The following is a 14,042-nucleotide window of genomic DNA, read 5'->3' as shown; positions in this document are numbered from 1 at the left end:
GTCCACAGGCGAGCAACCCCCGCGGGCGCGGGGACGACCCCCTCAAAGACGCAGTCGAGGCCCTCGACAGGGAGCAACCCCCGCGGGCGCGGGGACGACCAGCTACCACCTGAGGGCAGCTACCGAAGTCGCGAGCAACCCCCGCGGGCGCGGGGACGACGCGCCGTGGGCCTGCTGCTGCATGGCCATCACCGAGCAACCCCCGCGGGCGCGGGGACGACACCATGGCGGCGGGGGCGACGAGCCCGTGGTGGGAGCAACCCCCGCGGGCGCGGGGACGACACTTGGTGACCTGTGGTGTTGTCACATGATCATGCTGTTTTGCTTTACGTGGTTTGGGGGTGCCACGTCTGTCCGCCTTGGCGTGGGCGGGCGATGAGAGTGAGGCCCTCGAAGTCAACGGGGGTCCAGCGGTCGCGGCCAGTGGTACGGGTGGTCCAGCCCTGTTCGGTTGTCGCGGGTTCGATCATGACGGCTTGACCGTCGTGGATGCGGTCGGTAAGGGTGGCCCAGAGGCGGTCACGAATGCGCGGGTTGGGGTTGCCGACGAAGATGCCGGCGGCGACTTCGACGAACCACCGGGTGAAGTGGCCGCGGAGCCCGGGCGGGGCTGCGATGAGGACGATCACAGTGGTGCCGGTGCTCATGGGGCTGGCTCCCCTGAGGTGGTGTCGTCCGGGTCGGGCCGTTCCGAGGGCTCGGGGGTCTCCGGGATGATGTCAAGGTGGTCAGTGGCACTCCAGTTGCGGCCGCTGCTGACGACGGTGTCGCCGTCGTCCCAGAGGGCGCCGAGGTCCTCGTCAACGAGGTCGGTTTCTTCGGGAACGAGGAGCCGTTTGATGTCAGCAACGACGCGGGGAAGGAGTTTGCCGCGGACGATGGCGTCCCTCAGGGCGGTGCGTGCGTCGCGTTCCAAGGTCAGGCCTTGGGCTGTGAGGTCGAAGGCGAGCGGGATGGTGAACTCGGCTTTGTAGAGGTCGGCAATGTCCAGTACGAAGGAGAGCGCGTTGCCGGTGTGGACGAAGCCGAGGGCGGGACTGGCGCCGAGCCCGGTAATGGCCGCGTGACAGATGCCATAGAGGGCAGAGTTGGCGGCGGACAGAAGACGGTTGACGTCGTCGCCGGCGGCGAAGGCGTCGCCGGGCTTGTAGTCGCGTTTCGTCCAGGGGACGCCGGTGCGCTGCGCGTGCTGGGAGTAGAGGCGGCGGATACGGGTGCCTTCCCTGCCCCTCAGTTGCTGAAGGGTTAGGCCGGTGGTGTCCTCGCCAGGGAATCGCATGTCGTACATACGGCGAGCCACGGCGACGCGTTCCTTGGGCCGGGTGACCAGCCATGCCTGCCGTAGCTGAAGCTGTGACCCTCTTGCTGTGCTGGTGCCGGTGGCGTAGAGGCGCACGCCCTGTTCGCCGACCCAGCACACGGCGGTGCCGGAGTCGGCGAGCAGAGTGACGGCAGGGTGGGTGATGCGGCTGCCAGGGCCGACAAGGAGGACGGCGAGCCAGGCGGCCGGGACGTGGATGATGCGTGCCTTGTTGACCAGGACGATGGCGTTGTCATCCCGGTCAATGTGGCAGCGTTCGGCGTAGAGGCTGCTGATGCGGTCCTCGAGCCGGTGGACGTCCTGGGGCCCGGTCCGCCACCACGGGTCAGCCATGGTCGGCCTTTCCCGCGGTGCGCAGTGGTGCCAACGTGAGGAGGCCCTGTCCGTAGCCCTTGGCGGGTCCGATGCCGCCGAGGAGGGCGGAGCGAAGCGCGTCGGGATCGGTGACGCGCAGGCGTCCTTCGAAGGTGGCGGTGGACAGAGTGATACGGGGACCGGCCTTGTGCTTGGTGAAGCGCAGGATGTCACGGCTGACGATGGCGACCGCCGGCCCCGCCGACGGTGCCAGCGCTTCTGGCTCGTCATCGTCTGCCTGCAGGCCGGGCCCGGGAGGCGTGGCCGTCGCGTCGGGGATGGTGAAGCCGTGGCGTTCGCTCCGCCTGAGCAGCCATGTGAGCTGCTGCTCCACGGTGCGGTGGGCTACGCGGAATCCGCGGTGCCGGTTTCCGTGGTCGGCTTCTTCCTTGAGGCGGGCCGCCTGTTCCTCACTCGGCCGGATAGGTCGGGGGACGCTCTGGACGGGGTTGGCGGTGAGGCGGAAGCCGAACTCCCGGCCGCGGACGATGCGCTCAAGCAGTGGTGTGTAGTCGGCGATGAGCGGGGCGGCTCCGTCGGCTCCGGGCCAGCCGGCGTCGTCGATGAGGTGTGCCCAGGAAGGACGGCTTTCGGTGAGGACGAGGACTTCGGCCCGGTACGGGGTGTTGTTCTCCAGCCGCCACAGCACCCGTTCGGTGACGGGCTGCACAGCCAGTCCGGCAAGAACGGCGGCGTGCAGGCGGTGGGGGCTGGACAGCAGAGACACGGTCGTGCGACGGCGCGGGTTCAGTGCAATCTTCGACAGGTAGGGCATGTAGGTCACCAGCCCAGGAGAGCGAACGGATCGTGGTCGGCCTGTCCGGCGGGGCCGGCGTCCGGTGAGGCGGTATCCGGCTGGGCGCGGCCGGTGGGCAGAGTTACCCAGAAGTGGCACACGGCGCGGCGGCCGAAGCGGGTTCCGGACTTGAGGTCGAAGGTGTCGGGGACATCGATGGCGAGCTGGTCGCCGGCAGGGTCCTCGACAGTGGCCTCCAAGGACACGGTGGTGCCCTGCGCCTGGACGCGTCGGTGGCTGCCCGCCTGCCACGGCACGTTCTTCAGCGCGTCCTCCAGCTCCGTGTCAGAACGCAGACCGAGGCTGACGGGGCCGACCGGCGGGCAGGAGCGACGGCCGAGGGAGAGGGGATACACAGGGTTGCGTACAGCCTCTTCCAGACTCTTGAGCAACGGCTTCGGCCCGCGTAGGGCGGCGACGAAGACGGCGTCCTGGAGGTAGAAGCGCTGGGTGACGCCGGTGTGCTTGGCCGGGGTGGTGCGGGTCTGCTGTCCCTTGGCATTGGTCTTGGCCGAGAGCAGCGGGATTCCTCGGTAGTCGCTGTAGGTGTGGTAGTCGCGCAGCAAAGTGCCGGGTTGATCGACCCGGACGCCGAGTTGCAGGCCGACCAGGTCGGTGAGGGATGCCTCACGGTCGCGGCCTTCGGCGGCGGCCAGAAGGCCGAGGACACCGGACTTGGTGGGCTGGGGGCGGGTTTCGCGCCGGTTGTAGCGGGAGGAGCCGCCCCAGGACTGCAGGGGGGCGGCCAGCCGCAGCACTAGGACGCAGCAGTCGGTGGTGGTCGTCACGCGCCGGCCTCCGAGGCCTCGGAGGGGGCGAGCGCGCCGCCGTCGAGCCACTCGCCGACCAGTGCGTTGACCGAGTCGAGGAGGGCGGGGAAGGGCAGGGAGGAGCCGAATACCTCGGTGACCTTGTCGCCCTCGGCGGTATAGGTGGCCAGGGTCCGCAGCGGCTTGTTGCCCCAGGTGTTGCCGACCGCCCGAAGCTCGTCGGCGAGCCGCACGATGGACTCGGCGGCCAGGCCAGTGACACCGGTGACGGGTTCCTCGTAGGCGGAGACAAGGTTCACCGGCTGGTCGGTGCGAACCGTCAGCAGCACCAGGTGGGGCAGGGTGCGGTGGGCGAAGGAGTTCTGGTGCCCGGTCGGCATGGAACGGGCGAACGCGTCGATGAAGCGGACCGCTGTTTCGCGGGTCTCGTCGGCGTCGGAGAGGTTGTCACGGAGCTGGTGCACGCCGAGGACGGCGTACCGGTACAGCGTGGAGGAGTTGTACTCGACGGTGCCGATCATCCCGGCGCCGTGGTCCTCGGTGTTCTCGTCGTCGACCGCGGTGTAGTAGTCGAACTCGGTGCGCACGGCGTGGGTGGACAGGGCGTGTGCGACCTGGACGGAGGCGTCCACGTTCAGCGTGGGGAGGTCGGCGACCATGCGGCCGAAGAGGGCGACCTCTGCCGGGTGGCCGGTGGACAGCGTTTGCACGACGGCCAGCTTCTTGACCTCGCTCTTCAGCTCGTCATCGGCCAGGGCGGCCAGCTCGGCGGCACGGCCGTCGAGCAGCTTCACCAGGGCGTCGAGTTGCTTCTTGCCGAAGAACAGCAGGTAGGCGGACTGGTCGTCTTTCTTGGCGGACTTGGTGATGCCCAGGGGCTCGAGCAGAGCGGCGGCCAGGCGGTCGGCCTGCTCCTGGGTGAGGCCGGCGCCGCCTTGACCGGCGGGCTGGATGAGTCGCTGGGCGAGCAGGGTGGCGATCCGCTTGGTGCGGGTGGCCCGGTCGGCCTCGGGTACCTGCCGGGCGTACTCGGTTCGGGTCGCCCGCTTCCAGGCCTGCGAGGAGACGCGGGCCCGGCGGGCCCCGCCGTAGACGGCCTGCTTCGGGGTCCCGGAGTCGTCCCGGTTGACGTTGGAGGGGGGAAGGCTCTGCAGGATGTGGACCTCGACGAACAGATGCTTCTGGCTCATGACATGACTCCTTGAAGGCAGAGGGGCGCCGCGGAAACGGGCGCGAACAACGCGGACACGGAAACAGGTTGACGACATGAGGCCGCGTGGCCGGCGTCCGGAGACCCGGACGCCGGTGACCCGGCCCCGTGCCGGCGAGGCAGGCGGAACTGCCCTCGATCGGTGGTGTCAGGAAGTCGCGGCGTGGTGGAAGTCGTGGTCCCACCGCTGCCGAAGTCTGCTGGCGGCGTGCGGCCTGCGGGGGTCGTCCCAGACTCGCAGGGCGGAGCGGAGCAGGTCGTAGTCGAGTTCAACGCTCGCTCGGTTCAGCAGCGGGATGAGGGATCGCAGATGTGCGGCGAGTTCGTCGGAGTCGCCGGAGGTCAGCAGGACCCCGAAGCGCTTCTCCAGCGATGCGGTCGCGCTCTTCCCCTCGCTGCCGGCGGCAGCTTTTCGCGCAAGCAGACCGGCGGCCGTGCCAGGGCTTGCTCCCGGAAGGTGCATCCGGTGTGCGTGCGTCTGCTGGTGCCGGGCGAATAGGGTGAGGGCCGTGTGCTCGGCCATCAGGTCCCGGGTCAAGGAGCCCCGGTCACGCTGCTCGGACGCCATGCGGGTGCGATGGAACGGCCACATCGCGGCGACCGTCCCCGCTTCCCGCCCTGTGCCGGAGCGCAGCGCGGCCAGCTCGGCGCCGGTACCCCGGCTGCCGGGGACGAACGTCACCCAGTACGGCGCTGGCTCCTCTCCGGCACGGTCGCTTTCCTCCTCGCCCGGGTCGGTGTACTGCAGGCCCCAGGCCCGCAGCACCCGGTTGCGCCCCGGCCCGTCCCACTGGGTCATCTCATGGAACAGACGCGTGTAGTCCACACTAATGCCCGCCTGCCGCAGAAGCGGCACAAGCCGCCGCAGGTGCTGCTCCAGTTCGTGCAGATCCTGCGCGGTGGCCGCCGCGATCAGCCGTCGTTCCACCGAGGACTCGGTCAGTGCCTGGCTTTGCTGCAGCCGCAGGCACGCGGTTCCCAGCCCAATGCCTGTCTGGTGGACCGGGCTGGACGCGGCATGCTGGTGCAGACCGAACAAGGTGAGCGTGTAGTGCTCGGCAAGGTAGGAATCGGGAAGACGCTCCGGCTCACCGTCCGGAAGGAAGATCCGGTGGATCGTCCGTATCGACGCGACGGTGCCGGCCTCACGGCCGACGCCTTCCCTCACAGCTCTGAGTTTGCGTGTCACATACTCCGGAAACTCCGCACGCCGCCCCTCACCCCGTGCCGCATGCCACTCCTCGGTGGCCTCTTCCCAGAAGAACGGCCGTGCACGGCCCGCCGTGCCGCGCGCTGCCCGTGAACTGTGGAGAGTCGTCATGCCGCGGCCACCTCCTCCGCCTCGGTGTCACGTTCCTCGGCGGCACGCTCCAGGATCTCTGCCAGTTTCTTCCGGAAGACTCCGATGGCCTTGCCGCTGCGGTACACGAACTCCTTGTCGCCGTTCTTGACCGTGCGCCCCATGATGGCGCGCGGCGGGGCAGCGGCGAGCAGAAGGTCGGCCTCCCTGCCTGCGGCGATCCACACGGTCTGCTCCCATGCGAGCTGGGCGCGCTCCAGAAGCTCATCGTCGTCCGCATCGACGGTCCGCAGCCCGACGAGCAGGCGGCGCATCGTCCGGTCGAGGGAGTGCAGGAATTGCGCGGAGGGCCGGCTGCCTTTGTCCCGGGGCAGCGGATCGCCGCCCGAGGCGCGCCGCAGGTCGTTGTTCAGACCGTCGAGAGTCCGGGCGACCAGGTCGGCCTGCTCGACGCACTCCAGCAGTGCCTCGCGCAGCCACTTGTCCTGGGCGAGCAGAGCGTTCACGGGAAGGGGCAGGTCGTCGCCGATGGCGTTTTCCACCACGGCGGACTGGTTGCCGTACTCCAGGCCCGAGATCTCCACGCCGAGCGGATACTGTCCGGCGAGTACCTGGTCGGACTGCAGGTCGCCGATCTGGCGCAGCAACTGTGACGTGTAGGGGCCGTCGCTCTCCTTCGGCAGGGCCATTGCCAGCAGGGTGCTCAGTCCCTGCCAGGCCGCCCGGCCGGAAGCATGACGGCGGGGTCGCCGGTGGGGCTGGTCCTTCTTCGGCTTGGCCGTGTGGTGCCAGGCGGTGTGCGGGTCGTAATCGGGTGTTCGCGTCAGCCGGTCGCCGGCGGACACAATCACTCTGTTCACCCGCAGGCCCTGCTCCGTCTCGCAGGTGAACAGACGGACCCGGCGGGCCTGGAAGGTCAGCAGGTCCAGCAGACCACTCGCCGGGCGCTCCGACCACGCAGGGGAGGTCGGCGACTTGCAGCCGAGGCTCGCCGGGCGCTCGTCCCACGCCCACTGCGGCCGGTCGTCGGCCGCCAGACCGTCGGGCACCACCGGCGTGTTCAGCAGCAGCGTCTCGTAAAGCGTCTCCCCGACAGGAACGACGATGCCGAGCTGACCGAGCGGCCCGATGGGGTTGCCGGTCGTCTTCCCGTTCTTCGCCTGCGGGTCGCCTTCGGCGCCGGTCTTGATCGACGCCGTGTCCCAGCAGTGCACGTGCAGCAACCAGAGCAAGGCATCCCCGGGCGTCAGCAACAGCTCATCGGCCTCGCTCAGAGCACTGAACAGCGGAACGTTGTTGCCCGACGCCACCGACGGCACCAGCTGCGCGGCCGACTTCGTCTCCCCGCTCAACGCCTTCAGGCCAGCGACCTGCGCGAACGGCCGCTCGGCAGCGAACAGCCGGAAACGGTCCCCGTAGCGCTCGGGCCCCAGGTAGTGCGCGAGGCGCTCCAGCTCCTGCCCGGAGAACCTCCCGCGCCTGAACCGCTCACCCCACTCCTGTCGGTTCCGCGGCACGCCCAGGGCATCGAACATGACCGGCAGCAACAGCTGGCGGATTACCACCGGCAGCATCGTGTGCACCGGAAGCTCAAGACGCCGGATGCTGTGCGCTTGAGTCAAGACGTTCAGCAGACCGACGGGCTTCGTGGCACCGTCCAAGCCGACCGCGGTCAGCGCCGCACCGTGGACCAGGTCTCCATCGACGTCCATGGCGGCTTCCCCCTCCATGATGCAACCCACGTCCTCCTGGACATGAGGGACGGCGGCCCGATGCGGTTCTCCCCAGGCCCGCATCGCCTCGCCACTCCCCACGCTTGCACACAAGGTTCGATGCTTACAAGCTGGTTGAGTAATCTCCCCACGGCGACATTCAGCCAACCCCGAACTATGGCCAAAGGCTCGATAAGCTCTGCCTGGCGTGGCGTATGGAGCGCTTTCCGTCTCCCCGTAAAGCCGGGGGTGTTCCCGTTCGGTGCTTCACGTAGTCCCCGCACAGGCGGGGTGGCGGAACCACGGGGGCGCTTCACACGCCCCACCACTCACTGACGCTCGACGACCAGACCGAGAACATCGTCATACGCCACCCGATCTGCCCCCAGCAGCCGTGTGCCGTCCTCCTCCAGCACCAGCGCCAACTGGTACTCCAGCCACGGCCGGCCCACCCACCCCGGAAGCGGGCGCAGCTCGGCCCGGGCAGCGGCCGCAATCCTGGACGGCAGGCGAACGATGCCACCCATCAGCCGGTCCGTCACCTCGTCGTCGTCCACCTCACCGTGCACTCCGAGCCAAGCACCGTCGTAGGCCCGGTAACCGCCGGGCACCCGACGGACGATCACCGCTTCGACGGTGGGATCGCCGTCCCGGACAACGGCGTCGAGCTGCTCCTCTGTTGCAGCCCGGCTGCCCGCGTAGTGGAGACCTTCAAGCGTGGGGAAGGCCCACTCCCGCTGACGACACAGGAGAAACCCCACTGCCCTCCCCGCCCGCTCCAACTCCTTGGCCTGCCACTCCTCCCGGGCCTCGGCCTCGGGCCAGCCCACCGGGCAGACCGCCTCACTCCCGTAGGCCCGCGCCACCAGACCCGGCACATCGGCCGGAATGCTCCACCCCTCGCCCTCCCGCTCCCCCCGCAGCAGGTCCCCACCATCCGGGGCCGGCAGAGGACCGGCGGCTTCCACGACGAGAGCCGCCGCCCGCAGCAACGACCACCGGCCGTAGATCACCTCCGAAGCCCTCAGAAACCGTGGAATCCCCTCCCGCGCACCCGCCACCCCGGTGACCAGTACCCGCGGCACCCGGTGGGCGTCCGGCCGATGGGTGCCACTGTGGCGATGCAACCTGCCGATCCGCTGCAGAAGCAGGTCAGTGGGAGCCAGATCGGTGATCAGCACATCGGCGTCCACGTCGAAGGACTGCTCCGCAAGCTGGGTGGCGATCACCGCCATGCGCTGAGGCCGCTCCTTCCCGGCCTTCGGTCCCATCAGACGCAGGCACTCCTCGGTCCGGTCCCCACGGTGCGCGGCGCACAGCCGGGCGTGCAGCAGATGCAACTCGCCGTCAAATCCGCCGTTCCGCAGCTCCTCGTAGACCGCCTGCGCCCGAGCGACCTCATTGACCACCACCAGGGCGACTCCACCATCGGCCACGGACGCCCGTACCGCTTCGGATACTCGCGCACCGGCAGTCTCGGTGTCGGGCAGCCAGGCGAGCTTCACAGGTACCGACCCACGCCACGACGGCACCACCTCACGCGAGGTCTCAGCAACCGCCCTGCCTTCCACACCGTAGGCGACCGTCACACACGGATACCCGGCCGGCTCCGGGACCGGCTGGTGCACATCCGCCTTCCCCAGCACACCGGACAGATAGGCGTCCACGAACAGCTGCCGTTGCGCGGGCGGCAGCGTCGCCGACAGCAGCACCACTGGAACTCCGGCCTGCCCAAGCCACCGAAGGGCCTCAACGAGGAACTGCCGCATGTACACATCCGCGGCATGCACCTCGTCAACGATCACGACCTTTCCCGCCAGCCCGGCGAACCGGAGCATGACATGCCGCGTACGAGTCGCCGCATACAGCAGATGATCCACCGTACCCACCGCGAACGCGGTGAGTAGTCCCCGCTTATGACCGAGAAACCAATGCGCCGGACTGTCCGCCTCCGCGCCCGTACCACCCGCGAACGCCGGTTCAGCCGGCGGTATGCCGTACTCGGCATCCTCACCAATGGCACCGAAGTCATCGTCCGCGAACGCAACCTCCGCCCCGACACTGTCACAGCCGCACCCCTCGCCGTCAGGTCGCGGCTTCCCCTCCCAGATAGCCCGCCACCAAGCGTTGAAACGCCGACGCCCATGCAGGAGCGCCACTTGCGACTCGAGTTCCGGATCGAAGGTACGCACCCACTGCAGCACCTGCTCGTACATCGGATCGCTCGTCGCCTGAGACGGCATCGCCACGAACACACCATCGAGACCGAACCGCGCCGCGAGGACCTCGGCAGCCGCAAGCGCCCCCTTCGTCTTGCCCTCCCCCATCGGAGCCTCGACGAGCATGAGCCCCGGCACCGGCATCGACCACGCCCGCTCCAGCACCTCCCGCTGCGACGCCCGCGGCGTCACATCCAACCGCGCGGTCAGCGAATCCAGCCGCCCCCGCGGCAGCGGCAGACTCCGCCAACCACCCCGCAGACCCAGCCGCTCCCACGCCACCTCCGCACGCCCCTGGGCTCCATCAAACGAAACCAGCTCCGCATCAGCCAGGCCCACGAACTGGCGGCTGTCGCTCGCAATCCAGTCCGCCATCACAATCAGCCCCGACAGAACAAGCTGCTCCGCCTTCCGCAAGACACCCACCGGCCGCACGTCCGCCAAATCATCGAAGCCGACCGCGCGGGTGAACACGTCCACCACCGCACGCTGCGCCTCCTCCCAGGCAGCACCCCGGCCCTGGACCTCCCGGTGCGGTGGATCAATGTCACAAACCGACGGGAACGTCCCGTGGTGCCCCGCCACCAGCGGCCACACCCACCCAGCCGCCTCCTCACTCCCCCATTCAGCGACCAGCCGCGGCTTCAACAGCGCCGCCCCAGCCACATCATGACGCCACATCTTCCGCCGACTCGTCGGCAGCCGCCCCCACCCCAGACCTGCCGCCAGCACCGGCGCGGCCTCCACCACGTCCATCGCCTGAAACGCCGGACAAGCCTTCCCACAATCGTGAATACCGCACACCCACATAAACCACAGACGGCCCCGACCACTACTAACCTCGTCCAACCGCCGCCGGAACGCCACCGACAGGTACCGATCCCACACCACGCCAGCCACAGCCGCTGTATCCAGCAGATGCCCCAGCAGCAGATGCGTCCGGCCACCGTTCCTCGCCGCCGACTTCCCCCACAACCGCGACACCCGCTCCACGGCCTCCGGCGACAACCCCATCGCCTTCATCAGCGCGACGACCGAACCCCCGCGGTCTGCCATTGTTACCCCCAGTGCCAAAGTCCTGACACCCTAGGCCCTGGCACTGACAACGCCCTCGGGCCAGCCATCGGAGCGAAATGCATGTAAAGGAAGACCGTGGCCGTTGCTAGCATCACCGCAGGTCACAAAGTGTCGTCCCCGCGCCCGCGGGGGTTGCTCCGGCCTGAAGGCCGGCGCCGAGGACCGGTACAAGTCGTCCCCGCGCCCGCGGGGGTTGCTCGTCCGGGCACATGGCGTTCCTCACCCAGTGCTGGTCGTCCCCGCGCCCGCGGGGGTTGCTCGCTGTCTCCGAACGCCCGCGCGTTCGCGCTCCAGTCGTCCCCGCGCCCGCGGGGGTTGCTCGCCGTCGCCGTGATCCTGGGCGTGGAGGCTGGCGTCGTCCCCGCGCCCGCGGGGGTTGCTCCTCCGGCGGGATCACCCGCGCGAACTCGCTGGCGTCGTCCCCGCGCCCGCGGGGGTTGCTCCGGGGTGGCCAAGTCCCACGTGGCCGGGGTCGCGTCGTCCCCGCGCCCGCGGGGGTTGCTCCGAAGTCCTGGGTGTGGTGGGGCCGATCGTCACGTCGTCCCCGCGCCCGCGGGGGTTGCTCGACGGTGTCCGGCGGCGGGAAGAAGGCGCCCGCGTCGTCCCCGCGCCCGCGGGGGTTGCTCCTACATGTCGCTGATCAAGACGGCCATGCCCCCGTCGTCCCCGCGCCCGCGGGGGTTGCTCCAGCCTGCCCGAGGCGTACAGGGCCACGCTCCTGTCGTCCCCGCGCCCGCGGGGGTTGCTCGCTCAAGGCCCGGCTCGGAGTGGACGAGGTCAGGTCGTCCCCGCGCCCGCGGGGGTTGATCGACCGCGGCCCGCGCCTGGCGCTGGGGCCCAGAGTCGTCCCCGCGCCCGCGGGGGTTGCTCGCTGATGTTCAGCGGCAGGGGGTTGGTGGTGGTGTCGTCCCCGCGCCCGCGGGGGTTGCTCGCGTGGCGCATGGATCGCTCCAGGTCAAGCGACGTCGTCCCCGCGCCCGCGGGGGTTGCTCCGGGCACCACAAGGGGCGCCGGATTCGGGGGATGTCGTCCCCGCGCCCGCGGGGGTTGCTCGTACGGGCGGGTCAGCCGGTAGTCCACCGCACTGTCGTCTCCGCGCCCGCGGGGGTTGCTCCGACGGCTGCATGGTCGTCGCGCTCCCGCTGTCGTCGTCCCCGCGCCCGCGGGGGTCGTTACACCCGTCCGCAGCGCGGCGAGCAGGGCGGTAAGTCGTCCCCCGCCCGCAGGGGTTGCTCCTCGTCGACGTCAACGTGGGAGGGTGAGGCCCCGGCTGGCGGGGGACATTGACCGGGCGGTCTGATTCCGCCCGTGCGAGCAGGAGATCGGCGTGCCTGTCGTTGGGCGGCCTCGCAGTCCACACAGCTCCGGTGCATGTACAGCGTCAGTTGGGCGGCGGAGTTCGAGTCGGGATTACCTCGCGGGCTTCGCCGACGATCGGACATCCAAAGGTCTAGTGCCTCATCGGGTCTCCTTGTGGCATGGGCAGTCACAGCGCTCCGGCGGGAAAACCTCGACGGCGCCGGGAGCGTCGGCCGGGACACGGCCGGTGCGGTTGACGTAGACCCCGTTCGTCTTGCACCACGTGTGCTCGTCGTACTCGCAGTCCGGCCGGATCACCCGGCCACTCGTCGTCGCGGCGGTCACCGGGCTGGTCCCGGAAGGATTCGGTACAGCCACTTCACGCCCCGGACCGCTGCGCAGATCCGGTGGGCGTAGACGTGCAGGCCGCCCTCGGGGGACGGGTGTACGCGGATGCAGCAGTCGGCCCCGGGGTGCGGGCACCAGTTGCAGGCGCGTGAGCTGGGGATTGACGTCGCCATGGGTCGACCGTAGGGCGCGGAATTTTATGGGCGTCGGACGATTGCGCCGGATTGCACAGGCTCGGCCCGGGGTTTTACGGGGTTGCTCAGGCCTGTGCAATCGCGGCGCGGATGCGGCCGATGAGGTGCTGTGCCTGGAGCCGGCGGGCGGCGTGCTCGGAGAGCTGATCCCAGACCCGGGTGTAGAGGGCGAGGTCGTCGCCGCCGTTGTACTGAAGCTCAGTGTTGATGGTCTCTACGACGACCCGCTGCTCGTCGAAGATCCAGAATCCGTGCTTCGGGGTGAGCGGCATGGGCGCGCGGAGGGGGACGATGCCGAGGTCGACGGTCGACATGCCGAGGAGGCCGACGAGCCGGTCGAGCTGCCCGGTCATCGTGTCGGCGGTGCCCACCTGGGCGTAGAGGGCGGCCTCCCAGATCAGGACGCGGAACAGCCGCTCGGGCTCGTACAGCACCTCCTGGCGGCGTATGCGGGACTGGACGGCGGCCTCGGTGTCCCGGGGCGAACGCATCAGCGCGGCGTTCTGGGTGAGGAGGTGGCGGGCGTAGTCCGCGGTCTGGAAAAGGCCCGGGATGACGCTGGTCTCGTAGCCGCGGGCCGTGGCCGCGCGCCGGTACTCAACGACGTACCGGTCCTGAACGGGGGCATGGCCGGCGGCAAGTTGGCGACGCCAGTGCGCCGGCTGTGACTCCACTCCCCGCAGACGAGCGAGAAGCTCGTCGAGGAGATCGGGCCGCCCGGCGGCCGCGGCCCACTCGGCGAGATCCTCCGGGCTCGGCTTCTGCTTGCCGGACTGGAGCCGGGAGACCTTCGACTCCTGCCAGCCAAGCCGGGCGGCGAACCCTTTGCCAGCCAGGCCGGTCTCGGCACGGAGCTCGCGGAGCCGCGCGCCAAGGGCTTCCCTGCTGCTGTCGGGGTCGGTCACACCGTAGACCGTACCGCCGCCCATGCCGAGGCAGTAGGCATGGCGGCGGCCTGGGCTGTATCGCGCGCCCGGCACGCGGCGAGAACCTGCGCCTGGTCCTCGACGAGCTCGACGCCGACCGTGGTGTCCGTGTCGTCGATGTGCATCCGCACGAGGACGCGGGAGTCGAAGAGCCAAAAGTCATGGGTGAGGTCGATCCCGAGGCGCTCAGCTGTAGCCCGGTGCAGGACGCGGATGTCCTCGCCGGCCACGACGTTCCCGGCGGCAGTCGCCATGAGGAACCGCTGCCCGTCCGTAGGCGGCTCGTCGATGATCCGAACCCGGGAAAACCGCGCGCCGGCCCGGGTCTTCTCGCGCACGTTCACGTTCCACGGATGATCCGGCTCTGTGGCCGGAAGGGTGCCGCGCATGAACGCTTGGAAGCGGGTACCGGCCCGGTCGGTGGCGTAGCCACGCCGGGTCTCCAGCCGGAACGCGCTGTGCTGGAACTCGGCGAACAGGTGGGTGATCTCCTCGAAGGGGGCCAGCGGGGGCACA

At 69.6% G+C, this 14,042-nt stretch carries 10 protein-coding genes and 2 CRISPR repeat arrays; all 10 genes read right to left on the bottom strand.

Annotation, left to right across the window (positions count from 1 at the left end):
* Window positions 1–10: 10 nt before the first annotated feature.
* Window positions 11–282: a CRISPR direct-repeat array (repeat unit 28 nt; unit sequence GAGCAACCCCCGCGGGCGCGGGGACGAC).
* Window positions 283–326: 44 nt separating this feature from the next.
* Complete coding sequence (gene cas2e, locus OO47_RS27140) at window positions 327–647, bottom strand: type I-E CRISPR-associated endoribonuclease Cas2e (RefSeq protein WP_030220514.1); 321 nt, start codon at window positions 645–647, stop codon at window positions 327–329.
* The gene (gene cas1e, locus OO47_RS27135) at window positions 644–1,654 is read right to left on the bottom strand and encodes a type I-E CRISPR-associated endonuclease Cas1e (protein WP_030220511.1); all 1,011 of its coding nucleotides are present in this window, start codon (window positions 1,652–1,654) and stop codon (window positions 644–646) included. Before cas1e ends, cas2e begins: the two co-directional genes overlap by 4 nt.
* Window positions 1,647–2,450 carry a type I-E CRISPR-associated protein Cas6/Cse3/CasE gene (gene cas6e, locus OO47_RS27130; protein WP_030220509.1) on the bottom strand — a complete coding sequence of 268 codons (804 nt, stop codon included), beginning with the start codon at window positions 2,448–2,450 and terminating at the stop codon, window positions 1,647–1,649. Before cas6e ends, cas1e begins: the two co-directional genes overlap by 8 nt.
* A 5-nt stretch (window positions 2,451–2,455) precedes the next feature.
* Window positions 2,456–3,259: a type I-E CRISPR-associated protein Cas5/CasD gene (gene cas5e / locus OO47_RS27125; RefSeq protein WP_030220507.1), complete on the bottom strand. Its 804-nt coding sequence runs from the start codon at window positions 3,257–3,259 to the stop codon at window positions 2,456–2,458.
* A complete protein-coding gene (cas7e, locus tag OO47_RS27120; protein ID WP_033210463.1) occupies window positions 3,256–4,431 on the bottom strand; it encodes a type I-E CRISPR-associated protein Cas7/Cse4/CasC in 1,176 nt (391 codons plus the stop codon). The genes cas5e and cas7e overlap by 4 nt, the downstream gene beginning before the upstream one ends.
* Before the next feature lie 168 nt (window positions 4,432–4,599).
* On the bottom strand, window positions 4,600–5,772 hold the full coding sequence (casB, locus tag OO47_RS27115; protein ID WP_030220500.1) for a type I-E CRISPR-associated protein Cse2/CasB: 1,173 nt from the start codon (window positions 5,770–5,772) through the stop codon (window positions 4,600–4,602).
* On the bottom strand, window positions 5,769–7,463 hold the full coding sequence (gene casA, locus OO47_RS27110; RefSeq protein WP_030220498.1) for a type I-E CRISPR-associated protein Cse1/CasA: 1,695 nt from the start codon (window positions 7,461–7,463) through the stop codon (window positions 5,769–5,771). Before casA ends, casB begins: the two co-directional genes overlap by 4 nt.
* Window positions 7,464–7,792: 329 nt before the next feature.
* Window positions 7,793–10,738, bottom strand: coding sequence for a CRISPR-associated helicase Cas3' (gene cas3 / locus OO47_RS27105; protein WP_234323309.1), 2,946 nt, complete (start codon window positions 10,736–10,738; stop codon window positions 7,793–7,795).
* 131 nt (window positions 10,739–10,869) lie between these two features.
* A CRISPR array of direct repeats spans window positions 10,870–11,934; the repeat unit is 28 nt; unit sequence GTCGTCCCCGCGCCCGCGGGGGTTGCTC.
* Window positions 11,935–12,665: 731 nt separating this feature from the next.
* Window positions 12,666–13,505, bottom strand: a complete 840-nt coding sequence (locus OO47_RS27100; protein ID WP_234323308.1) for a helix-turn-helix domain-containing protein — start codon at window positions 13,503–13,505, stop codon at window positions 12,666–12,668.
* A complete protein-coding gene (locus OO47_RS27095) occupies window positions 13,502–14,041 on the bottom strand; it encodes a DUF6879 family protein (protein WP_030220490.1) in 540 nt (179 codons plus the stop codon). The genes OO47_RS27100 and OO47_RS27095 overlap by 4 nt, the downstream gene beginning before the upstream one ends.
* Window position 14,042 lies beyond the last annotated feature (1 nt).

The sequence above is a fragment of the Streptomyces bikiniensis genome (assembly GCF_000716625.1).
Lineage (GTDB): Bacteria > Actinomycetota > Actinomycetes > Streptomycetales > Streptomycetaceae > Streptomyces > Streptomyces bikiniensis.
Note: the sequence above shows the minus strand (reverse complement) of the source record. Positions and strands in the feature narration are given on the sequence as shown.